Below are 22,620 nucleotides of genomic sequence, written 5' to 3'. Positions count from 1 at the left end.
TATAAAAGTAGGCATTGCATACTTTTTTAACTAAATAATATTTTAAATATAAATTGTCTCAAAAAATAAACATATAATTATTAATCATTTCAATACTACATTTTTTCCATGAGAAACATTCTAATGTTTTATTAGAATTTACTCTTAGGTTATTACATAACATCTCATCATTAATAACTTCAACAATCTTATTACCTAATTTATTTAAATCGTAAGGATCAACCTTAATAGCAGCATCACCCACAACTTCAGGAATAGATGTTCTATTAGAAACCACACAAGGTATTCCATAACTCATTGCCTCAAGTGGCGGCAATCCAAATCCCTCATAAAATGACGGATATGCAAACAATCCAGCATTTTTATATAGAAATTTCAATTCATCATCATTTACCCCACCGGTAAATATAACTTTATCATTTAATTTTAACTCATCTACTAATTTATAGACATTCTCGTATAACCAACCATTTTTTCCTGCCACAACTAATCTATAATCACAAATTTTATTCTTTATTAAATTAAATGCCTTTACAAGTCCATCTACATTTTTTCTTGGTGATATAGTACTTACTGTTAAAATATATTTACCATTTTTTAAATCTAAAATTTTTTGATTAATATTGTTAACATCAATAGGTTCTTTAGAAAAATTATTAAATCCATTATAAACAACACTTATCTTATCATTAACCATAGGATAATACTTTAATATTTCATTCTTAGCAAATTCAGTTATAGCTATTATCTTATGTGCTTTTTTTATAGATAAATCTGTAATAAAATTCTTCCACAATGTTGTTTTCCATGTAAATGCGTCTTTAAGACTTTTAAAAGCTAAATCGTGGACTGTTATAATTACCTTATTCTTTGCAAAAATTGGAGCCATAGTGTCAGGATAATGTATAATTGCATCAGGATATTTTTTATAAATTAATTTCGGCAATTTAAATTGTTCATAAAAATTTCTCTGTTTAGCATTTTTTATACCTTCAACAATTATTAAGTCTTCTATATCCGCAAAACTAAATAAACCTTTATCTTCTTCTCTTATGACAATTTTAAAGTCAATCTTATGTTGTTTATATATAGCTTTTGATACTTCATAACAGTACCTTCCTATTCCTCCACTTAAAGATGTTTGTAGAGCATTAAATACTACTTGACTCATCTATAATACCTTCCACTTCTTAGTACCTAAAAATTCATCATATTTTTCATCAACAAAATTTCTTATTTTTCCTTTAAATATTTCCTCATCAAACTCTTCGGCATGCTTTCTTATAAATACCTTATCAAAATTTAAACTTTCAAATACCTTTACTGCATTTTTTAAAGCTTCCACAGTTTGTTCTTCAAAAAAAACTCCTGTCTTTTCACTCACTACAGTTTCAAGTGCTCCACCTTTTCCAAAAGCTATAACAGGTCTTCCACTTGCCTGAGCTTCTAGTGGAGTTATTCCAAAATCCTCTTCTCCTGGAAATACAAAAGCTCTGCATTTGGAATAATATTCTTTTATGACCTCATCAGGCTGTCTACCCAAAAACTTTATATTATCTTTAGCTTTTAACTCTAATTTTTGCCGTTCAGCACCATCACCTATGATAACTAATGGTAAACCTAATTCATTAAAAGCCTCTACAGCCAAATCAATTCTTTTATACTCTACAAGTCTTGATACAATTAAAAAACAATCCTGATCTTCATTGCTTATATTAAACAAGCTACACCTTACAGGTGGATGGATAACCACACTTTCACGTCTATAATGTTCCCATATTCTTCTAGCTACATTTTCAGAGTTAGCTATAAAATAATCCACTCTATTAGATGAAACATTATCCCAAACTCTCATATAATCCATAAAATACTTTAAAAGATTCTTCTTAAGTTTCTTCATATTGGAATTATTAGCATATTCATAATAAAATTCCCATCCATACCTCATTGGTGAATGACAATAACACACATGCATAGCATTTGGATTTGTTATAACCCCCTTAGCACAGGATGAACTGCTGCTTAGCACTATATCATATTCATTTAAGTCAAAACTTTCAAATGCTGCAGGCATAAATGGAAAATATTTTTGGTGATTTTTCTTTGCTCCCTTTTTATTTTGCAAAAAAGATGTTCGTACATCTATATTCTTCAATTCATCATCTAAATTATCTGGATTATATATAGTTGTATATATTGGAGCATTTTTATAAATTTGTTTAAAGTTTATAACTACTCTCTCTGCTCCACCCATATTAGTAAGCCAATCATGTACTAATGCTACTTTCATTAAAAATACCTCATTTAATCCTATTCTTCTTTATTTTTCATATAAATCGTACACATCATATAAAATACGTACTATTTTGTCTTTTGCTTTGTATTATAGAATTACACATACTTTATATCTATGCAGCTCCGTCATCTCCAAAAAATACCCAAAAAGTCTTAAATATTAGCTTTAAATCAAGCAATGTATTTCTATCTTCTATGTACTTAATATCAAGCTTCATCCAATGTTCAAAATCAATATTACTTCTGCCCATTACCTGCCAATAACACGTAAGTCCAGGCTTTACTAGAAGTTTTTTCTTTTGATACTCAGTAAACTTTATTACCTCTTGTGGAAGATTAGGTCTTGGACCAACAAGTGACATATCCCCTTTAATCACATTGAACAGTTGAGGAAGTTCATCAATACTTGTTTTTCTTATAAACTTACCTACTCTTGTAACTCTCGGATCTTCTTTTATCTTAAACATAGGTCCAGTCATTTCATTTTTACTTCGAAGGTTGTCCAAAAGTTCTTCTGCATCATCTACCATAGAGCGAAATTTATACATTTTAAATAGTTTTCCGTTTTTTCCAACTCTCATTTGAGAAAATATAACAGATCCCTTGGAATCCAGTTTAATCGCAGCAGCCACTATGAGCATAATAGGAGAAAATACAATAATACCTATAAAAGACAAAATTAAATCTATACATCTTTTAATAAAGTAATAAGTATCACTTTTTTCATACTTTTCCATATTCTCTACTGTTACTTCTATAGGTCTGCTTTGCATCTCTGTCATATAATCCCCCCTACTTATACAATAAGCAAACTTGCATAACATTTTTCAAACAAAATCTTTATATCTATATGACACTTTCTTCAAATCTGGAACTAATTTTATATATTATATTAACGTCATCAATTTTAATCATTACAAAAAATAAACCCAACATCAAGCGCCTTATGAGAAATTCACTTCAGCTAAACTTCTCATAAAGTCTTTCATCTGATCTGAAGTCTATTAATTCTACATTAGTATCTTCGTTTATATCTTATTGAACTTTATGTAAAAAATCATATATGTTAACCAAGTTATCCACATTTTTCACCAATTAGATTAATATACCGTCCCCTTTTTTAATTATAGTACTCTACTTAAGCATAGACAACCTTTAAATATAACTCATTTATAAAATTTAATAAAAAAATTTATCTTTAATCTTAACTTTACTGGAATTAAAAATGGACAATTTTTAATTCATTATTTTTTAAAAATCTTGTCACATTATCCTCTCTTTTTAAACATAATTTTCATTTGAAAGTAAAAAAATAGCGTCTAGATTTGCCAGACGCTTCAACTTTTCTTTTAGACTTTCTAATTGAAATTTGAGCTTATCCACAAAATATACTAACAAAATTGAAAGCACATTTAAAAACTTTTTGTATAAGTCTTAGTGAGGTATTTTAGAAAACCTTAGAAGCTTATATATGTCTGAGGTACGAGTTTATATAAGCTTCTTTAGATTTTCAAAATACCGAACTTTAGGCTTATAAAAAGTTTTTAGTGTGATGAAATTTGTTAGTATATGGCTGGTATAAGTCAACTTTCAAACTAGAAAGCTCTTTAAACTCTCCAGGGCTTTTCTCTTTCTATATACCGCAGTCCTATAAGAGATCCCCTCTTTTTCAGCATACTCATTTAAACTTCTATTTTGAATATAGTACCAATCTATTAAATTTCTTTTATCCTCGGAAAGCTTGTCCATAGATTTATTCAGCTGAATTATAAGCTTTCTTTTTATCAAATCCTCTTCAATATTTTCATCTGAAGCTATCATATTTATAAACTCGCAGCCTTCCTCATTTTTGCTGTAGAGGCTGCAGCAGCTTACCTTCTTTATATTGGTTCTTATCATATTATAGAAGTTCTTTTTAACAGAACTTTTCACATAGGCAGCAAATGGATATTTGGAATTTATATCATACATTCCAATTGCCTTTATCACAGAATACCGCCCTTCCTGTATCAAGTCCTCCATATCATATCCTTTTATGTAGGTGCATTTTGCCATATTAATTACCATACCATTGAATTTGATGCATATACTCTCTACTGCATTTTTGTCTCCACTTTGGGCTCTTTCAAGTAAAATTTCAAGCTGTAGATTTTCCATACTCTTATCCTCCTATTTTTAAATTTCATCAAGTCCGATTTTTAAGTAATAGTTTTTTCTAAGCTTGTTCAACTTTTTCCTGAGCCTATACACTCTCTGCTTAAGTGCATCATAATTGCAATTGCTTTTTCTAGAATATTCCTTCAAATTGTCATAGTGAATAATTAGGTGCATAGTTTTTCTTTCTTTTTCACTTAGCTTTCCATTAAAATATTCAAACATTTCCTCTAAAATAATTCTATTCAATATCTCATCTTCCATAGTCATACTTCCTTTATGCCTAATACGCATATAGTCCATTGCATTTTCTTGGTTGAAATCGTTTTCTAAATTTAGAGTAATATTTTTTACCTTAGAAGTACTATTTATAGCATTTACTATTACACTGCTTATTATCTTTATGTTGTAGCTTGTAAATTCACTCCAGGTACTTCCCCTGAATTTTTTACAGGATACAATCATTTTGTGAAGACATTTATTTTTCACATCTTCCTCATAAATACTTCCACAGTGTTTAAACATCTTTTTATAATAAAGTTCTTTTATAATTTTTATAAAGTGTGTTTCTAGTCTAGCTATCCAGTAAGATTCTCCATTTTTAACTCCCTTTATAAGCTCCTTCAGGTGGATGTCATTTTCCATAGCCATTCCCCCAATACAGTATTTTTAAAGTAATCTTTACAATGCAACCTCTATACCATTTATAATTGAAATGTGTACTATGTAAATTAATCTAAATTTGAAAATATATACCTTTTACTATATAAGACCACATTTTATTCATAAAAGTAACACTTTTTATCGAACTTTTTGTAATAAAACTAAAAAAATACAATTAAAGAAAGACTTTGAGACCACCAAATTTTAGACTTTCTAACTTAAAAATCAACTTATATGTAGGAATATTTTTACAATAATGAAGTTCTTTTAAATATTTTGCTTAGCCTTATCAAAATATTTAACGAGCTAAATGTTGTAAAAAATATCCAAAATATAAGTTGATTTTTTACTTATCAATGAATCTTACTTAGTGGGACTTTGTTTCTCCCACTAAGTTTAGATGAATTATCTAGAGGCGTATCTACTGTTATCTCCCATTTTGATAGAAGTGGGAGTGTTACAGTAGCTAGCCATCAGATAAACCTAGCGAATTTAGACAATACTAGCCTAAATCCGCTGCTTTTTACTTACTTATGCCTATTTTACCTGAAGTTCTGTAGTTGAACTATCTAAAATATGGGCTGCATCTATGGATTTCAAATCTCCACTTTTTGAAGTAAATACGTTTTTTGCAATAATTGCAGTCATAGCATTTTTTACTTCCAGATCTGCAAGGCCCTCTTTTACATTTTCAACTTTTATGGAAGTTTTTTTGCCTTGCTCATTTAAGAAACTCATAACTAATGATTTACTCATAATTTTTCCACCTTTCTTTTCAATTCACAATTTTAAGTTTAAGCAGTTACTGTTATGGCATTCTGATCTTGTTTTACAAGTTCATTCAGTGTTTTTCCAAGAAGCTTTTCTATTTCCTTTGAAACATCGTAGATATCCTGGTCTGCAGCAGTTGTCTTGATGTTTGAAAACCTCTGTTGTTTAATTACCTCTTTCCCCTTGGCATCTAAACCATCCTTATACTTTAGTATTAATGACGTTTGTAATATTGTTGACTTTACAGCCATGTTTATCAACCCCTTTCAAGTAATATATATGCACCTCTTAAAAAAGAGGCAAAATTTTTTCAAAAAAATAAAAAATAAAAGAGGTTAGAATATCTAATTTAGAATTCCAACCTCTTTCTAAAAATATGTTACTTTTTTCCTTTTTCTTTCTTTTTAATTTTAGTTCCATCACTGCCATAATAATAATGGTAGTAATAGCCATAGTAACCCTTTTCCTTTATCTCCAGCTTATTTAAAACTACTCCTATTATATTGGCATTTACCTTTACAAGTAGCTCCTTAGCCTTTACTGCTGCTTCCTTTTCCACCTGGGAAGATGCTATAACAAGCAGACACCCATCTGCATAACGGGACAAAAGCTGGGCATCTGTTACTGCAACTACAGGAGGTGTATCTATTATTATGTATTCGTATTTTTCCTTTAAGTCCTGCAAAAAATTTTCCATCTTCTTTGATGCCAAAAGCTCTGATGGATTTGGCGGTCTAGTACCGGAAGTTAACAAATTAAGATTTTCTATACCTGTTTCCTTTACAGCCTCTTCAAATTTAACTTTACCAACCAAAACATCCGATAATCCAACTTCATTTGTAGTCAAAAATATCTTGTGAAGCCTTGGCTTTCTCTGGTCACAATCTATTATGATTGTCTTTGATCCGGACTCTGCCATAACCACTGCCAAATTTGAGCAAGTAGTTGACTTTCCTTCTCCAGGCCCTGAACTCGTGAGCATTATAGTCTGTATCTTCTTGTCAAAAGAAGAAAACTGAATATTGGTTCTAAGTGTCCTATAAGCTTCGGCAATAGGATCTTTAGGATTTTTTACAGTGATTATATTTGGTTTTTCCATTGTCTTCACTCCATTTATCTCTCAGATGATACTTTTATCTATTTTCTCAAAAAACTGAAAATACCCTTTCTCTCTTTTATTCTTTCCTCTGGCAGCTGTATTATTTCATTTTTCAGCATTTTTTTGCAATTATCTAATACTTGTACTTCTATATCCTTGTTAAATTGTAAAGCTTCCTCTAAAGCTTTACTGACACCTGGACACCTTCCTCCAGTGGAATGGGCATCTGAAGCTATAAAGCTGCATACTCCACTTTCTATGAGAAGTTCTGCAGTTTTTTTTACTTTTTTTCCGAAGATGCCTAAAATACTTCCCGTATTTATTTGAAGTAAACATTTTTCATTCATAAATTCATTTATTTTAGAAGGTGTGTCTATAATGTACTTATACCTTTCAGGATGAGCCAAAATTGGATGCACACCTCTTATTTCAAGTTCATATATAATATCCAGGGCATCTTTGGGTACATTCATCATTGGAAGTTCTACTAACATGTAATTAGTTCCTTCAATACATCCTATTTTCCCTGACTTAAAATTTTCAACAGTATGTCTGTCCAAAAACACTTCCTGGGCTGAAACAATATTTACACATATATTTTCCTGCTTAGCTTCATTCCTCACCTTATCTACTAATTCAAGCACATCTTCATAGCTGTTTTCATAATATCCTTTATAAAAATGGGGGGTTGCCACTATAGTTTCCACTCCATCTTCTTCTGTGAGCCTCAGCATCTTTATAGTATCTTCCATGGATTTTGATCCATCATCTATACCTGGAAGTATATGACTGTGTATATCTATCATGCTATACCTCTTTTCAACTCTCAACTCTCAATTCTCAACTAACTATTAACTATTAATTCTTAACTATTAACTATTTACATGTTGCCTTTTGGTATTATTCCTATTACAGGTATTCCCAAAATTTTGTTTACATCTTCTTCTGTCTTTATAGTATTATCCATGTACTCCAGCATAAAGGAAAATCCAATAGATCCCATAAGTCCAACAAAGAATGCAATTGCCATATTAAGCACTTTTTTAGGCTTTACCGGTTTATTGGGAAACTGAGGTTTATCCATAATCTGTATGTCTCCGCCTGTCGGAAATACTCTTTTGGATTCGGTTATAAAAGAATTTGATACTGCATTTACCATATTTACAGCCTGGGATGGATCTTTGCTCTGTCCTTTTATCTCTAAAATTTGTGTGCCCTGCTGTGGTGTAACCGTAATAATACTTTTAAGTTGGCCTGCACTTACGGAACCATTCATCTTATTAGAAGCACTTTCCATAACAGCATTTGATCCTGCAATTTGTGCATAAGTTTTCACCAAGTTTTGGTACATCATAACATCATTATACTGAGTATTAGACTTTTGGCTATTTTGAGGTTTTCCAACTATTATAGTAGTACCTGCTTCATAGGTTGGTTTTATTACAAAGAAGCTTAAAATTCCAGCCAGTAAAGTGCAAGCTACTGTTACTAGTACTATGAGTTTAAATCTCTTTTTCAATATATAATAAAAGTCTCTAAGATCTAGTGTTGTTTCTTCTTCCATTAAGATATTCCTCCTTGAATTTTACACAAACTAATTTCCCATTATTATACCTAACGTACCTGCATCAGATGAATTGACATTAGAAAGTACGGCAGATCTTAGTCCTGCCTTTTCTTCAGCAGACAATTTATCATAGGCAGCCCTAACACTTCCCTCTGCTGAAGATGGATTATATGAAGAATCTTTCATATTATTTACGATAGATATCAACTGTGATATAACTGCTTGTTGACCTCCCGTACTTACAGCGCCTGAAGCAGCATTAAGACCACTTGATAACCTATTTAATGCCTGTTGTCTTTCCTGTGATACGGGAGTTTTGCTGCTACTTGACTGAGTATTGCTGACAGATGGAGTACCATTATCATTTGATTTTGCACCTGTGCTCTCACCATTAGTTTTCGTAGAAGGGTCTAATTTCTTTATATTAGAAAAATCTTTTATAAAATTTTGTAACGAACTACTTATTTTTCCTTTAAGCATATCTTCAATATTAAGCTGTTTCTTTTCAAGGGTGACTAAAAGTTTCTGGTCTTTTACACTTATATTCTTAATGCTTATTGGAAGTCCACTAGTACTAACAGTTATAGAATCTCCTTCAAGAGCCATTCCATTTTTCAACTTAGGTTGTAATTTCTTTAATACATAGGACTTTGGTAAAGTAATCTTACCTAATTTAAAATATTCAGGGTTATATATTATCTTTCCCTTTTGAAAAGAAACATCGCCTTGAGATGACAACAACAGATTAAAATTTTTATAGGTAATAGGTATCAAAAATACCATCTTATCATCTTCAAAATCTGCTTCCACCGACTTTACTACAAGGTCACTAGTTTTATATTGCTTAAAATAAAGGGATATAACGCCATTTACCTCATCTTTTGAAAGTTCTACAGTTCCACCGCTCTCCTGAGCTTTTAATACTTTTGTCAAAAGATCCGCCGAAAACTTGTATTTAGGCGAACTGTAAGATGAATTCCAAAAAACAAGTTTAGCAAAGACTGCTACTGCCACAACCAATAAGGCAATTATAATTAAAATCACCGGTTTTTTTCTACTTTTCAATTTACCCATACTATTTTCTCCTAAAATTTAAAAATGATTTAATAAGTTATCCTTAAATACATCACCTATTATAACATATTTAAAGATAACTTATTTACAAAAAAATTTTATTTAATTGATGTAAATTAAAACTTTATAATCCAAATTTGTTTCTAATATAATCCAAACTTATTAGCAAGCGTCATGCCTTCTGAAATACTAACTCCGGCATTTACCACAGCAGTTTGAAGGCTGCTCTTTTCATCATGCGTAAGGTTATTATAAAGCTGTTTTACATTCTGAGCGTCTGTATTATAGTTATAACTTGAATCTGCCTCGTATTTATCTAAAGCAGTTATAATATCTGAAATTACGGTTTTTTGATTAGTATCTAGTTTAGAAGTATCCATAGCTTTAAGTTTACTTAATACTGAACTCAAGTTGGCATCGTCAGAAGAAGATGATCCTCCTCCAGATGTTGAAGGATTTTGTGTGCTGGTTCCAGACACAACCTGATCCATGGTATTTATCAAACTATCAGGGACTGCCCCAGTTCCACCTATAACTGTAACACTTGCAGTTTTAGGCACATTTGATTTTATAAAATCTTCCATTCCAGAATAAAGTGTATTGTAAGTCAAAATTATAGGTGAAGATTTTTTCGCTGCAGCTGCAGATCCAGAAAGAGCATCTGCAAATTCATTTCCAGTAGGACCGTCTCCTTCTACTACATATAAATTGCTAAAATCAATACTGCCTTTAAAATAAGACAATACCTTTACATTGGTATCAAATCTATTTTGACCACTTATTCTAGCAGCTGTAGGAAGTCCTGAAATAGCACTGTCGCTTATAACTCCTTGTCCACCTATTACATAGGAGTTCTTTATAGAATCTTTATTCTGATTTATATAATTCTGCACAGCATCAGACAGTGAATCCTTTCCTGTCAAAAGTATAGGCATACCTTGATTTGAAGCTATAGGGGCAATGGAGAGGGCATCTGCAAATCCATATCCCGAAGTTACAACTACTTTAGTAACATTTCCCAGAAAATTTGCCACAACTACAGAAGTTTCAAATCTATTTTGTCCTCCTAAACGCTGTACATTAAGTTTCATGGACTTCAACTCATTTTCTATATCACTTGAAATAGAAGCTTCTCCACCTATTTCTATTACATGAGTTGCCTTAAGCCTTGTTATTTCACTTTTCACACCTTCATTTAACTCTTTGCTTCCAGTCAAGAGTATAGGTGCATTATATTTTTTTGCAACAGGTGCTGCACAGAGAGCATCTGCATAGCCTTCACCGCTGGCAAGTATTACGTAGTCAGAGGATGTCCAATTATTTTTAGATACAGCAGTAGAAGTTGCATATCTATCCTGTCCCCATAATCTACTAGATGCTGCAAAAACATTTTGACCTGCAGCAAACACTGTAGAGGACGCAAGAAAAACGCCAAGTATTAGTTTTGAAATTATTTTATTTCTTCGTAACATAAGTATCCCCCTTATTCAATTCTCAATTTAATAGTAAATCTTAAAATTTATTTTGTCTACCAATATTGTTTTGCATGTTGTGGTAATTTTAAGAATTTATATAAACAGTAGTCATCGGATTAATATTTATACTTATTAATAAAACTCAGGTTTTAGGCCTGAGTTTTATTGAAATTTTCAATTTTAGTTAATATTAGATACATTTATTATAAAGTGTCCATCATTATTAGCAAGATTAATAGTATATGTCCCACCAACTTTACTGCTTGGGAAAACTATATTCACTAAATTATCTGCATTAGTTTCATGTGATAATTGATAATCAAACATTTTCGTACTATCATCATATATATTACCTATAGTATATCCGTGATATTTAACAATTGTATCTGTAGAAGAATCATTCTTAAAATAGTTACTTATTTTCGTAGTTAAATCATCTTTAAATGCTTCATATTCACTAGCAGAGTTATATTTAGGTAAATCTGTAGTTATCTTATTCACTATATAATCCTTATCTAAATGTCCCGAACCATCATTAAGTATATATTTTGATCCTAGACTTGATAAAAATGTTTTTAAGTCTTTATTGCTATTTCCTATAGTTAAGCTTCCTAATAATTGTTTATTATATACCAAATCTAATTTAGCATTAACTTTATCCACATTATCCTTTATAGCCTGGATATCACTATCAGTAAGTTTTCCGTCAACTAGATATTTATTTTGTGCATCTACAAATATGTCTTCAACACTTCTATCACTTTTCTTTAATTGTACATTTATAGACTTATCATTAGTAGTATCATCAATTTGTTTTATTGTAAAATATTCATTGTAATACTTACCTGTAGGTGTATTTAAACTTTGTACGAAGTTTTTATAATCGTTATTATCAACTATAAGATTATTTAACAAACTACCACTAAGAGGTACACTATTACTGCCTGATCCACCGCTGCTTCCACCCCCTGGTGTTGACGAATTTCCAATATCACCTTTAATATCACTAGCAACTGAATCAGGTATACTAGCTGTTCCGCCTAATACCGTAAGAGTACTATTTGTAAGTCCCTTCTCCTTAAGGAAACTTGCTGTAGCAGAGCTTATTGTTTTTCCTGTTATTACAAGAGGATTCCTGTTCTTAGCAGCAAGTGCTCCACCTGTAAGTGCATCTGCAAATTCGTTACCTAAAGGTCCATCTCCAAGTGCTGCATATATATTGCTGAAATTAAAGCTTGAAGCAAATTCTTGCAAAACAGCTACATTTGTATCATATCTAGTTTGTCCACCTAATCTTTTTGCTGATGGAAGTGAGTTTAAAATAGAATCACTTATAGATGCTGTACCACCTATTACGTAGGTTTGAGTTATTTGTGAATGTGCCTTAAGATAGTTTGATATTGTATCTGGTAAGCTACCTGCTCTACTTAAAAGTATAGGCATTCCATTTATAGCTGCAGCAGGACCTGCTGAAAGAGCATCTGCATAGCCTTCGCCGCTGGCAATAACTGCTTTTGCAGGTGTTCCAAGCTTTTCTGCTATTTTTACAGAAGTTTCATATCTGTCTTGTCCACCTATTCTTTCTACATCAGTTACCTGTGCTTTTATGCTATTTAAAACACTGTCAGGTACTACTCCTGTTCCTCCAATTACAATTACATGTTTTACGTTTAATTTTTTAAGTTCATTTAATTGATTTTGCTCTAAACTGTTACTGCTGTTACCTGTAGTTAAAAGTATAGGTGCATTGTTGGCTTTTGCAAGAGGTGTAGCACAAAGTGCATCTGCATAACCTTCTCCATTTGCCACTATAGCATAATCTGATGAAGTCCAACCTGAATCAGCCACTTTTGCAGCTGTTTCATATCTGTTAGCCCCACCTACTCTGTTCACACCAGAATCTGCAGCCTTTACACCTGTGGAAACTGCCGTAGTCGTAACAAGTAAAGATGCTATACTGCAGGCTGACAGAACTTTTTTGCTCTTTTTTTGCATAAGTAATCCCTCCAATTATTATATATTGTTCATAAATTATTTAACACAGCACTAAATAATTCACTGCCTTACAACTTATTACATATACATTATACTACAAATTCATTTTTTTCCAAATACCATGTAAAAATTATGCACATATATTATATTCGTACAATTTACAATTTTCTATAGGAAATTGTAAAAATTATTTTCTTTTTACATTAACTTTACCGTTTATCTTAACCAACTTATATGCCACAGACCATCCATCTAGAGGCTGATCTTGTTCTGGATGTACATCTGTAGGAAATGCAAAATTACATATCTTTGCCCTATAAGGACTTACTGTAAAATCTTTCAATTCAAAACTTTCAGATTTAACAGCCCTCTTTTTAGCATCCAATACAGTCATAGGCATTTTATTTATAGTAATAGGCTGATTTGATCCATTTCTCATAACTGCAGTTACTAAAATATTACCATTTGTTTGAATTCCAATACTAAAAGTTGATATACTAAATTGTCCTTCTTCCATTTCAGGAAGTTCAGCTAAAAACTTATTAAAAACAAGTTTGTCCTCATCACTTATTCCTTCAGGAAGACCTTCATATATAGGTCTTACAGTAGATGTAACATTAAATTCTCCATTTAAGGCAACTTCCCAGTCATCCTGAGGTATCTTGTCTACTTTAACATTTTTTTTGTCAAAATAAAGTTTTATAGGTCTTGCAGAATGAGGTGGCAGTTCTCCAAGACAAGATAAATTAAATTGCTGTGCTGCTAAAATATCCCCTTTAGAGTTCTTAATTACAAAAGGTATCATCTTTAAATTCAATTTATCTGAAAGACCATTTCTTACATATATTTTAACTTCAAGCTTGTCTCCTTCATCATAGGCATATATACCTGATACATTAAGTTGTCCTTCTTTTATAGGCGGCAATTCTTTTATTTCATCTTCAAAAATTTCTTTCTGCACATCTGAAACTACATTTTCTTCTTCATCTAAAAGTGAAAGAACTGTTGAAACATATTCTTCACCGTCTTGTGCGCTATTTTTCTGTGCTTTTTTAACCATATTATACCTCCAAATTAATATATTAAATTATATATTAAATAGTTTTTATTCATTTTAATAATACCTTAATTAAATATATCATTACCATTTTCAGTTGTCAATTTTAAGCCTCCAGTAAAATCACGGTAAATTTTCCATAGGTAAACTGTAACTGGATAAATTTTATTGGTCTTAATTCTAATAACATAATATAAATGATATAATAAGCTAAAAATATATTTAAGGAGGAAAGAACTTTGAAAAAAATCTCTAAAAAGTATTTAAGCTTAATGTTTACTTTTATGCTTTCAACCAGTGCTGGATTTATCTTTAACTCACCAAAAGTGTTAGCATCAAACAACTTAAATCATTCAATTACAGATTTAAATATATCCTGTACAAATGTATATGCCTTTGAAGGAAACCTTGCAAAATTTCAAAATAACAATTTTTATGGATTGATTGGTAAAGACGGTATTGTAAAAACACCAGCTGAATTTACCTCCATATCTACTTTTAAAAATGGATATGCAAAAGTCGCCAAGGGTTCTAAATTTGGATTTGTCAATGGAAATGGATCCGTTGTAGTAGAACCACAATTTGAAGAAGTTTCAGACTTCTTCACAAATGGACTAGCTGCTGTAAAACAAAATTCCAAATGGGGTTTAATAAATAATTCCAGTAAAATTGTAACTGAGCCACAGTTTGATGCCGTTTATGGATTCTTTAACGGACTTATGAGAGTTAGGAAAGGCGGTAGTTATGGATTTTTAAAAAGTGATGGCAATTTACTTTCTGGATGTAACTATAATAATGCCTATGATTTTAGCGATGGATACGCTGCTGTGGAAGAAGGAAATACCTGGGGACTTATAGACAAATCTGGTAATTTTAAATCCTTTGATTTTGATGAAATAAAATCTCCTATTCTTGGGCTTGTTCCTATAAAAAAGGATAAACACTGGGGTCTTTCAGATATGAGTGGAAAAATGGTTTTAGAACCTAAATACACTGACATATCATATTTGAACAGTAACTTAATAAAAATATCAAGTGGAGACAAACGTGGTGCCATAGATAAAAAAGGGAACTTGATTCTAGATTTAAATTATGACAGCATAATACCTGCAGATGATGGAATGTGCCAAATAGTTGAAAACGGCCAATATGGTCTTATTGACCCTACAGGTAAAATAATTGTTCAACCTCAATTTAGCTGGATAGACACTTTTCAGGAAGGAAAAGCTATTGTATGTTCCCAGGATCAGTATGGTTTCATAGATACTAAAGGAGAACTAACTCGCGAAACTCAATTTGACAAAGTATATGCTTTTAAAGAAGGTATGGCAATGGTGAAAAAAGACGGAAAATATGGATTTATAAATTCAAAAGGTGACGTGGTAATAAGTCCTATATTTGATAATGCTTCAGATTTTAATGAAGGATATGCTGTGGTAAAGAAAAATACTGGTTCTTCTTCTGTTGAAAATTCTGATGACTCAGAACTTAAAGAAAAATATATAAAATGGGGTTATGTTGACAGACTTGGCTCTACCTTTATCTCTTATGATTTTGATAGTGCCTCCAGTTTTAATGACGGCTGTTCCCTTGCTGTAAAAGATGGGAAATGTAATATGATAAAAGTTCCTGGTATAAAATCCATACCAAGCACTGCTATAAGTGATCCTTTTAAAACCTGGAAAATAAAATTTTCTAAAGCCATAGATGGAAGACACACTCTTTCAAACAAAGATGATACAGTTTTAAATGACATAGACATGACCATGACAGACAATATCAAAGTTACTAACAGTAACGGAGAATATGCCAACGTTTCTTTTACTTTTGAAAGTCCTGATACTATAGTGATAAATCCACCTTCTAATGGCTATACTCCTGGAGAAACATATACCATTACAGTCTTAAGTAACGGCAAATACAACATACAGGATATGTCAGGTAATAAATTAAAACCTGATGTTACAGAAATGAGCTTTCAAGTATTAGATAACTAATATGGAATTTTTTTGAGTTGAGAATTGAAAATTGAGAGTTGAAAGTGAAGGTTGATTTTTTTCCGTTATACTACAAAAAATAAAAATTTTGCGAAGCAAAGCTTTTGAAAATAACAAAGTTCAAATAACAAAGAACAGATAAAGATGATTTCCATCGTACCTCAGAAAATCTATAATTTTAATATTTTCTGACGTTAGGAAGAAAATTATCCTTATTTGATATTTGAACTTTGTTCTTTGTTCTTTAAAAAAATTGTTTCGCAATTTTTTTATATTAAGTTAAAAACCTTATATTGCCTTATTATAATATACTTCATTACTTTACGGTCAAATTAACTATATTTTTATTATCTCTTACAGCCATTACATTTACCTGCATATTCTTATATTTTTTCTTCAAATCCTGGGCATATTTTTGTGCAAGATCTTTAGCTTCCTGGTCACTAACTCCACTTTTAATTATCATTGTAGCTATAGCTCTGTTATTTTGTACATATACTTGGCCATTAAATATAGCTTTTTCCTTTTTAAGCTGAGCTGTTTTATCAGTGTCTGTTGTTATCTTGGCTGCTTCTTTTTGTTTTGCCACTTCTTTCTGCTTTTCTGCCGTACTTTTTGCAGCATCATTTTGAGAAGATTGTTTTCCAAAGGAACATCCCGATAGAGATACAAACAGTGTTAATATCAAGGCAAGTATTCCTAATTTTTTAAAATTGTGTTTCACATTATCACTCTCCATATAATTATTTCAAATCTCATTTTATCATATATTATTCTATTTTATAGTATTTCTATTTTTTTTAATAAAAATTTAATTTTCTTCAAAAATTAAACTATGCTAAATACTATCTAGCATAGTCTTTAAATATTGGCTGTTAAATTATTGTGTTAAATTATATTCAAACTGCTCTACTGCTACCATATAATTGTTTATGGCATTTTTTAAATTAATTTTTTCACTCTTAAGTGCAAGAGCTGCAGAATCCGCTTGAAGCTGTATGGCGACCCCCTGCTGAACTTTTGCTTCAGTACTATCATAAGTTGACTGAGCACTTGCCACTTTTGCTTGTTCAGTTTCTACAGTATCTTCTAAAGCTTTTAATTCATAATAGCCATTCCATAAATTAGTTTTAATAGTCAATATAGTATTGTTTCGGCTATTTTCAAGATCTTCAATACTAAGTCCCGTACTTACCTCACCCGATTCATCATTAAAAGAGTAACGTTTATATATATCTTCCTTTACCCTGAGTATATCAAGATTATTATTTATCTTTCCAATATTATAATTATTATCTACTGCTTTATTAATCTTATCTTCTATATTACTGTCATCATATTTTACAAAAGATTTTTCCGCTGGAACCAGAGTCAAATCCCCATCAAGATCCATATTTATTGTCTGTTTAATAGATAATAAATTTTGTTGAAGCTGTGCTTTGGGTTGGTTTAAAGAAGCCTGAAGCTGACTTTCCTGAACTAGTAAAGACTGCAAGTCATTATTTGTAAGTTGTCCATTTGCTATTTTTACCTTAGTCTGGGCAATTTGCTCCTCAACATTTTTTATCTGGTCATTTATTGTATTTATCTGATCTTCATTGGTAAGAGCATTTAAATATTCCTGCTCTGTAGAAAATTTAAGATTTTGCAGTGAATCATCCTTATCATGTTCTGCATCCTTTATGTTCTGCTCATCTGCCTTTGGAATTACATCTGTAGTAAGTTTTATATTCACATATTGTCCAGCTGGATAATTGGCCTCACTTGTCCCACTTTCGTGTATAAGAGCTGCATTCATATTGTCCCTGTCAAATTGTCTCTGATATAAAAGTATCTTTTGCTCTTTAGTTTGAATAGATACACTATTTTTTTCTATATCATTAAGTACCTGATCCAAACTTAAAGTTGCATTACCAGTGATACTATTTACAGGTGTTATAGTACTATTATTTGCTGCAAAACATGTACTACTTACGCTTAAGGCTAATGTTAATCCAATTGCTATACTTAATTTACCTTTCATACTTTTTCCTCCCTTCAATATGAAAACTTCTAATTAATTAGATAGATTTGAAGTATCACTTCCTGCTCCACAAGCTAATTCTAACTTAGTCTGTGCCATCCATATGCTTCTCTCTGCAGATTTCAAATCATTTTGGGCACTCTTCAAATTAGCAGCCTGTGTGTCAAAGTCTATTCTACTTATCACACCTACATTATATTTTATTTGGGCGGTATTATAATTTGTCTGTGCTAAGTTTAAAGCATCCTTTTTTGATCCAAGTATTCTTGTCTTAACTTGAAGATCATTATATAAGCTATTCACCTCTGAAGTTATATTCAATTTTTGAATTTCCAAGCTATCTGAAGCATTGTCTACATTAGCCTGGGCAAGTCTGTTTGGTACACTTTGCTTATCAGAGAACACCCCATTTACAACATCATATTTAAATTTTTGCAGTTCTATATTTTTTTGTCCGATCAAAATTTCTGCTCTATTTTTAAGGGCATCGTTTAAATACTCATTGTAACTTCTTATATAAGGTGATTCCGTAAGCTTATCTTTAAGAAGTACATCATATTGTGTATATATATCAATTCCTGCAATTTTATTTAAACTCTGAATATCTGAATTATACTGTCTCTGGCATTTTCTAAGTTGATTTTTTTCTGCCGTATAATCTGCTTCAGCCTTTTTCTCATCTGAAGGAGATATAGTGCCAAGGCTCAATTTAAGCTGTGCACTGTTATATTGTTCCTGGGCATTTTTAAAATTTTGATTTTCCAAATCTACTGTATCCCTGTCATTCATAATGGTCGTATATTGATTATAAGCAGATAACTTAACTTGATTTTCAGCTACACTTTTTATTTGTGTATATTCATATTCAGAAAATTTGTCCTGCTGTTGATTGCTGCTGATATTCTCCATCAACTGTAATCGAGTATATTGATCTAACGTTGCTCCACCCTGATCCAATTGATCAGAATAAGAGGCTGCATTTTTTGTATCACTATTATAAGAATTTTGGGCTTGTTTTATGGAAATATCTGCACTTTTAACATCATAGGAATTTTGAATTGCAGTATTAATAAAGCTATCTATATCTAATGTATTTCCATCTGCAAAAACTGCAGTGCTTGTACAAAGTGTCATTACTGCTGTTAAAGCTAATATTTTAATTTTATTCATTTTTTCCTCCTTCCATATATTAAATTATCTTCTTCCAAAATATAATATTTCAATGATAACTAATTCTATCACAATTATATTTATATTTCCATGGTAAAGTTAACCTAAGATTTTGTTTAAAATTGCATAAATTTATCCGATGACTACTCGCTCTAATACTCTCACGCACTCTGTGAAAGCGACTATCACCAAATCAAAGATTTGGGATATCTGCTTGCACACAGCGAAAGCGACTATCACCAAATCAAAGATTTGGGATATCTGCTTTTCTCCAAGTGGGGGTAAAGAGCGACTACGTCCCTGGATAACGATTTCTAAGCATCAGGTGGAGTAAAACTCCATCTGATGCCAAGAACTCTGTTTATACTTTGTTTATATTTGGTTTATATAAATTAGATACACTCCATTTATAATTAAATTATGAAAGTCTTTCATAAATAACCATAAAGGAGCAATAGAAAATGAAAATGAATAAAAAAGCAGCAATGCTTATAAGTTTTACTATTGGAACACTTATGTTTGCAACTACAGCATTTGCTGAAGTCAATTCAAAAAGTGGATATGATGAACTTAAAGATTCTCTCAAACACACTGCGGAAAACTGCACAAATAAATTTTCAAGCTTTACTGTAGATAGTTCATTTGTAATGAGAGATAATGGTGCAGTTATATATTCTAAAAACATATTGAATAAATACGACGCATCTAAAAAATCTATAGAAAATACAAGTGAGGTAAATAATGGAACAACTAAATCAGAAGAACTATATTATAAAGATAAAAATGTTACTATAGCTCATAATACTTCAGATAGCAATATCTATCATGTAACTAACATAACTGATAAAGACAAAACCAATTCATTTCTTTCAAATCCATTTAAGGAAAGTCAAGCATCTGATATTGAAAAAATAGTAGATACTGCTATTGGAAATTTAAAGGACTCCATTTCAGTAGCTAGGAAAACTGATGGTACAAGAGAACTGTCTACTTCCTTAAGTGAAAATCAAATACCCTCACTTATAAATGCAGTAACATCTTTTAAATTAAAGCAGGATATAAATAATCAAATTCAGCAAACTTCACGCTTAAACACATCAACTACAAAGCTTCCCCAGATTTCAAAGGATGTATTTGTTAAAGATGTTCAATTAAAAGTAATTACAGATAAAGATGATTCAATACAAAGTGTACTTGCCTCTGGAGCAATTTCTGGAAAAGACAATAGTGGAAACAGCCACCTTTTGGTTTTTGAATTATCTCTAAAAATTAAAGATGTTAACTCTACAATAGTAAATAAGCCAGATCTTTCTGGTAAAAAGGTACAGGAAAGTACTGAAAAAGACTATACTAAATTATCTAATCCAACTGCATACCTTGGTAAGTACAAAAATGATATTACAATAGAAAAAGATTCTAAATTTGAAAAAATAGGTGAAAGATTTATAGAAATTCAAGAAATAGATAGTAACCATGTAAAAGGAAAATACTATGAAGAATATTTAGAAGGATATAAAGATTACTCTTCCAATGCAAAAAGCTTTAATTTCGAGGGCAAGTTCCAAAAAAATAATACTTCAGCATCTTTTAATACTTCATCTTCCGGTAATGTTATTAAGGGAAATATATATTTTTCTCCTGATTCTGCCAATATAAACTTTAATGTAAGTAATGAAGAGATTTCAAACCCTACATTGAATAAAGTCTTTAACTGATTAAGTAAAATTTGATCATATCAATGAATATGCTGACGGACTTCATCTTTAAAATTTTGTCAGCATATTTTCTGAGTATACAAGGAGGAACGTAAATTGGAAACAGTTATTGAAATAAATAATTTAACCAAGCTATATAAAAATGATAGAGGTATAAGAAATATAAATTTAAAAATAAATAAAGGTGACATTTTTGGATTTCTAGGACCTAACGGAGCTGGTAAATCAACTACTATGAAAATTATGACTGGACTTATAAAACCGGACAGTGGAGATGTAAAAATTTTTGATCATAGTATTGTAGATGATTTTCAAAAAGCAATGCAAAGTGTGTCCTGCATCATAGAAACTGCCAATTCCTATGAATATTTAACTGCATTTGAAAATCTAAGACAAGCTTCCAGGTATTATGAAGATGTGGACAATTCAAGAATTGATGAAGTTTTAGATTTACTTGGTCTTTCAAAATATAAAAATGAAAAAACTAAAAAATTCTCTCTTGGAATGAAGCAAAGACTTGGAATTGCCGCTGCAATTTTGGCAAAGCCTAAAATAATTATTTTAGATGAACCATTAAACGGTCTTGACATAGAAGGAATGATTGATATAAGAAATATTATAAAAGACATGGCTCAAAGTTATCAAACTACATTTTTTATATCAAGCCATCTCATACATGATATTGAAATGACCTGCAGTAAAATAGGTTTATTATATAATGGCACCTTAGTTGATGTTGATACTACTAAAAATATTTTAAAAAATTATGTTTCACTTGAAAACTACTTTGTTAGCGAGGTAAATAGAAATGATGGAATTTAAAGCTGCTCTAATCAATGAAATTGAAAGATTGTATAAAAAGAAAAAGATACTAGTTTCTGCTGTAATGTCGTTTATAGTTATTGTCCTAGGTCAAATAGTAATTATTGCAATGAGAAATGGCTTTGGACTTATGGGAGTTTCAAACATGGAATTTCCTATACTAGTGCTGTCCATTATAGCAAATATTATTCTTCCATTGTTCACTGTTTTAATTACAATAGATAGCTTCTCGGGAGAATTTTCACATAACACAATAAAGCTTTCTCTCACAAAGCCAATCACGAGGTTGAAGTTATTTACTGCAAAACTAACCGCCATAATTGTATTTATATTATCAAATCTCATTTTTGTAATGATTTTTTCAATAACAGCAGGTTTCATCTTTAATTCAAATACAATAAGTTTGTTAAGTTTCTCTAGAATAGTTCTTTCTTATTTAATAACATTATTTCCTATGATTGTTTTTTCATTAATTATCGTATTTTTAGTAAATATTTTTAAGAATGGTATAAGTGTATTCTTTTTATCCATTCTAATTTTTATCATATTTAAATTCTTAAGTATCATTTTTTATAAGTACTCAGGATTATTTTTTACAAGTATGTTTGACTGGTACAAATTATGGATTATGAACAAGCTTCCTCTTTACAAAATATTTTGTGAATTCATGATGATGTTAAGCTATGATATACTATTCTTTACAGGAAGTTATTACTTATTTGATAAAAAAGATTTTTAAGGTG

General features: G+C 30.8%; 21 protein-coding genes. 4 read left to right on the top strand and 17 right to left on the bottom strand.

Annotated features, from left to right (window positions below):
* Positions 1-58: 58 nt before the first annotated feature.
* From CLAU_RS12755 to CLAU_RS12690, 14 genes are all read right to left on the bottom strand, one after another.
* A complete protein-coding gene (locus tag CLAU_RS12755; protein WP_029170154.1) occupies positions 59-1,171 on the bottom strand; it encodes a glycosyltransferase family 4 protein in 1,113 nt (370 codons plus the stop codon).
* Entirely contained in the window at positions 1,172-2,290 is a 1,119-nt protein-coding gene (locus tag CLAU_RS12750; RefSeq protein WP_029170155.1) for a glycosyltransferase family 4 protein, read from the bottom strand. It lies immediately after the preceding gene.
* A 118-nt stretch (positions 2,291-2,408) separates the two neighbouring features.
* Complete coding sequence (locus CLAU_RS12745; RefSeq protein WP_023162717.1) at positions 2,409-3,077, bottom strand: sugar transferase; 669 nt, start codon at positions 3,075-3,077, stop codon at positions 2,409-2,411.
* An 808-nt stretch (positions 3,078-3,885) separates the two neighbouring features.
* A complete protein-coding gene (locus CLAU_RS12740; RefSeq protein WP_023162716.1) occupies positions 3,886-4,452 on the bottom strand; it encodes a sigma-70 family RNA polymerase sigma factor in 567 nt (188 codons plus the stop codon).
* Between the two features lie 18 nt (positions 4,453-4,470).
* The gene (locus tag CLAU_RS12735; protein ID WP_023162715.1) at positions 4,471-5,094 is read right to left on the bottom strand and encodes a sigma-70 RNA polymerase sigma factor region 4 domain-containing protein; all 624 of its coding nucleotides are present in this window, start codon (positions 5,092-5,094) and stop codon (positions 4,471-4,473) included.
* Positions 5,095-5,649: 555 nt separating this feature from the next.
* Complete coding sequence (locus tag CLAU_RS12730) at positions 5,650-5,868, bottom strand: DUF2922 domain-containing protein (RefSeq protein ID WP_023162714.1); 219 nt, start codon at positions 5,866-5,868, stop codon at positions 5,650-5,652.
* 38 nt (positions 5,869-5,906) lie between these two features.
* The gene (locus CLAU_RS12725; RefSeq protein ID WP_023162713.1) at positions 5,907-6,134 is read right to left on the bottom strand and encodes a DUF1659 domain-containing protein; all 228 of its coding nucleotides are present in this window, start codon (positions 6,132-6,134) and stop codon (positions 5,907-5,909) included.
* Positions 6,135-6,262: 128 nt separating this feature from the next.
* Positions 6,263-6,982, bottom strand: coding sequence for a CpsD/CapB family tyrosine-protein kinase (locus CLAU_RS12720; protein WP_023162712.1), 720 nt, complete (start codon positions 6,980-6,982; stop codon positions 6,263-6,265).
* A gap of 38 nt (positions 6,983-7,020) precedes the next feature.
* A complete protein-coding gene (locus CLAU_RS12715) occupies positions 7,021-7,788 on the bottom strand; it encodes a tyrosine-protein phosphatase (RefSeq protein ID WP_023162711.1) in 768 nt (255 codons plus the stop codon).
* 74 nt (positions 7,789-7,862) lie between these two features.
* On the bottom strand, positions 7,863-8,546 hold the full coding sequence (locus tag CLAU_RS12710) for a YveK family protein (protein ID WP_023162710.1): 684 nt from the start codon (positions 8,544-8,546) through the stop codon (positions 7,863-7,865).
* 30 nt (positions 8,547-8,576) lie between these two features.
* Entirely contained in the window at positions 8,577-9,623 is a 1,047-nt protein-coding gene (locus CLAU_RS12705) for a hypothetical protein (protein ID WP_013237195.1), read from the bottom strand.
* A 143-nt stretch (positions 9,624-9,766) separates the two neighbouring features.
* On the bottom strand, positions 9,767-11,095 hold the full coding sequence (locus CLAU_RS12700) for a cell wall-binding repeat-containing protein (protein WP_013237194.1): 1,329 nt from the start codon (positions 11,093-11,095) through the stop codon (positions 9,767-9,769).
* A gap of 183 nt (positions 11,096-11,278) precedes the next feature.
* Positions 11,279-13,093 carry a cell wall-binding repeat-containing protein gene (locus CLAU_RS12695; RefSeq protein ID WP_013237193.1) on the bottom strand — a complete coding sequence of 605 codons (1,815 nt, stop codon included), beginning with the start codon at positions 13,091-13,093 and terminating at the stop codon, positions 11,279-11,281.
* A 187-nt stretch (positions 13,094-13,280) separates the two neighbouring features.
* Positions 13,281-14,153 (bottom strand): SLAP domain-containing protein, encoded by an 873-nt coding sequence (locus CLAU_RS12690; protein ID WP_013237192.1) that lies wholly within the window; start codon positions 14,151-14,153, stop codon positions 13,281-13,283.
* A gap of 236 nt (positions 14,154-14,389) precedes the next feature.
* Between CLAU_RS12690 and CLAU_RS12685 the strand changes: the two genes are divergently transcribed.
* Positions 14,390-16,147: a WG repeat-containing protein gene (locus CLAU_RS12685; protein WP_013237191.1), complete on the top strand. Its 1,758-nt coding sequence runs from the start codon at positions 14,390-14,392 to the stop codon at positions 16,145-16,147.
* A gap of 316 nt (positions 16,148-16,463) precedes the next feature.
* Here CLAU_RS12685 and CLAU_RS12680 read toward each other — a convergent pair whose 3' ends face one another.
* From CLAU_RS12680 to CLAU_RS12670, 3 genes are all read right to left on the bottom strand, one after another.
* Positions 16,464-16,871, bottom strand: a complete 408-nt coding sequence (locus CLAU_RS12680; RefSeq protein WP_013237190.1) for a hypothetical protein — start codon at positions 16,869-16,871, stop codon at positions 16,464-16,466.
* Between the two features lie 156 nt (positions 16,872-17,027).
* On the bottom strand, positions 17,028-18,170 hold the full coding sequence (locus tag CLAU_RS12675; protein WP_013237189.1) for a TolC family protein: 1,143 nt from the start codon (positions 18,168-18,170) through the stop codon (positions 17,028-17,030).
* Positions 18,171-18,203: 33 nt separating this feature from the next.
* The gene (locus CLAU_RS12670) at positions 18,204-19,340 is read right to left on the bottom strand and encodes a TolC family protein (RefSeq protein WP_013237188.1); all 1,137 of its coding nucleotides are present in this window, start codon (positions 19,338-19,340) and stop codon (positions 18,204-18,206) included.
* Between the two features lie 461 nt (positions 19,341-19,801).
* Here CLAU_RS12670 and CLAU_RS12665 point away from each other — a divergent pair, with 461 nt between their 5' ends.
* The 3 genes from CLAU_RS12665 (at position 19,802) to CLAU_RS21165 (ending at position 22,616) form a co-directional block, all read left to right on the top strand.
* Entirely contained in the window at positions 19,802-21,055 is a 1,254-nt protein-coding gene (locus CLAU_RS12665) for a hypothetical protein (RefSeq protein ID WP_013237187.1), read from the top strand.
* Positions 21,056-21,151: 96 nt separating this feature from the next.
* Positions 21,152-21,877 (top strand): ABC transporter ATP-binding protein, encoded by a 726-nt coding sequence (locus CLAU_RS12660; protein WP_013237186.1) that lies wholly within the window; start codon positions 21,152-21,154, stop codon positions 21,875-21,877.
* A complete protein-coding gene (locus CLAU_RS21165) occupies positions 21,864-22,616 on the top strand; it encodes an ABC transporter permease (protein WP_023162709.1) in 753 nt (250 codons plus the stop codon). The genes CLAU_RS12660 and CLAU_RS21165 overlap by 14 nt, the downstream gene beginning before the upstream one ends.
* Positions 22,617-22,620 lie beyond the last annotated feature (4 nt).

The sequence above is a fragment of the Clostridium autoethanogenum DSM 10061 genome (assembly GCF_001484725.1).
Classification (GTDB): domain Bacteria; phylum Bacillota; class Clostridia; order Clostridiales; family Clostridiaceae; genus Clostridium_B; species Clostridium_B ljungdahlii.
This window is presented reverse-complemented; position numbering and strand designations above follow the sequence as displayed.

Excerpts from the sequence above, each read along its gene's own strand:
- CLAU_RS12755 (WP_029170154.1), bottom strand. The coding sequence starts at position 1,171 with ATGAGTCAAGTAGTATTTAATGCTCTACAAACATCTTTAAGTGGAGGA.
- CLAU_RS12750 (WP_029170155.1), bottom strand. The coding sequence starts at position 2,290 with ATGAAAGTAGCATTAGTACATGATTGGCTTACTAATATGGGTGGAGCA.
- CLAU_RS12745 (WP_023162717.1), bottom strand. The coding sequence starts at position 3,077 with ATGACAGAGATGCAAAGCAGACCTATAGAAGTAACAGTAGAGAATATG.
- CLAU_RS12740 (WP_023162716.1), bottom strand. The coding sequence starts at position 4,452 with ATGGAAAATCTACAGCTTGAAATTTTACTTGAAAGAGCCCAAAGTGGA.
- CLAU_RS12735 (WP_023162715.1), bottom strand. The coding sequence starts at position 5,094 with ATGGAAAATGACATCCACCTGAAGGAGCTTATAAAGGGAGTTAAAAAT.
- CLAU_RS12730 (WP_023162714.1), bottom strand. The coding sequence starts at position 5,868 with ATGAGTAAATCATTAGTTATGAGTTTCTTAAATGAGCAAGGCAAAAAA.
- CLAU_RS12725 (WP_023162713.1), bottom strand. The coding sequence starts at position 6,134 with ATGGCTGTAAAGTCAACAATATTACAAACGTCATTAATACTAAAGTAT.
- CLAU_RS12720 (WP_023162712.1), bottom strand. The coding sequence starts at position 6,982 with ATGGAAAAACCAAATATAATCACTGTAAAAAATCCTAAAGATCCTATT.
- CLAU_RS12715 (WP_023162711.1), bottom strand. The coding sequence starts at position 7,788 with ATGATAGATATACACAGTCATATACTTCCAGGTATAGATGATGGATCA.
- CLAU_RS12710 (WP_023162710.1), bottom strand. The coding sequence starts at position 8,546 with ATGGAAGAAGAAACAACACTAGATCTTAGAGACTTTTATTATATATTG.
- CLAU_RS12705 (WP_013237195.1), bottom strand. The coding sequence starts at position 9,623 with ATGGGTAAATTGAAAAGTAGAAAAAAACCGGTGATTTTAATTATAATT.
- CLAU_RS12700 (WP_013237194.1), bottom strand. The coding sequence starts at position 11,095 with ATGTTACGAAGAAATAAAATAATTTCAAAACTAATACTTGGCGTTTTT.
- CLAU_RS12695 (WP_013237193.1), bottom strand. The coding sequence starts at position 13,093 with ATGCAAAAAAAGAGCAAAAAAGTTCTGTCAGCCTGCAGTATAGCATCT.
- CLAU_RS12690 (WP_013237192.1), bottom strand. The coding sequence starts at position 14,153 with ATGGTTAAAAAAGCACAGAAAAATAGCGCACAAGACGGTGAAGAATAT.
- CLAU_RS12675 (WP_013237189.1), bottom strand. The coding sequence starts at position 18,170 with ATGAAAGGTAAATTAAGTATAGCAATTGGATTAACATTAGCCTTAAGC.
- CLAU_RS12670 (WP_013237188.1), bottom strand. The coding sequence starts at position 19,340 with ATGAATAAAATTAAAATATTAGCTTTAACAGCAGTAATGACACTTTGT.
- CLAU_RS12665 (WP_013237187.1), top strand. The coding sequence starts at position 19,802 with ATGAAAATGAATAAAAAAGCAGCAATGCTTATAAGTTTTACTATTGGA.
- CLAU_RS21165 (WP_023162709.1), top strand. The coding sequence starts at position 21,864 with ATGATGGAATTTAAAGCTGCTCTAATCAATGAAATTGAAAGATTGTAT.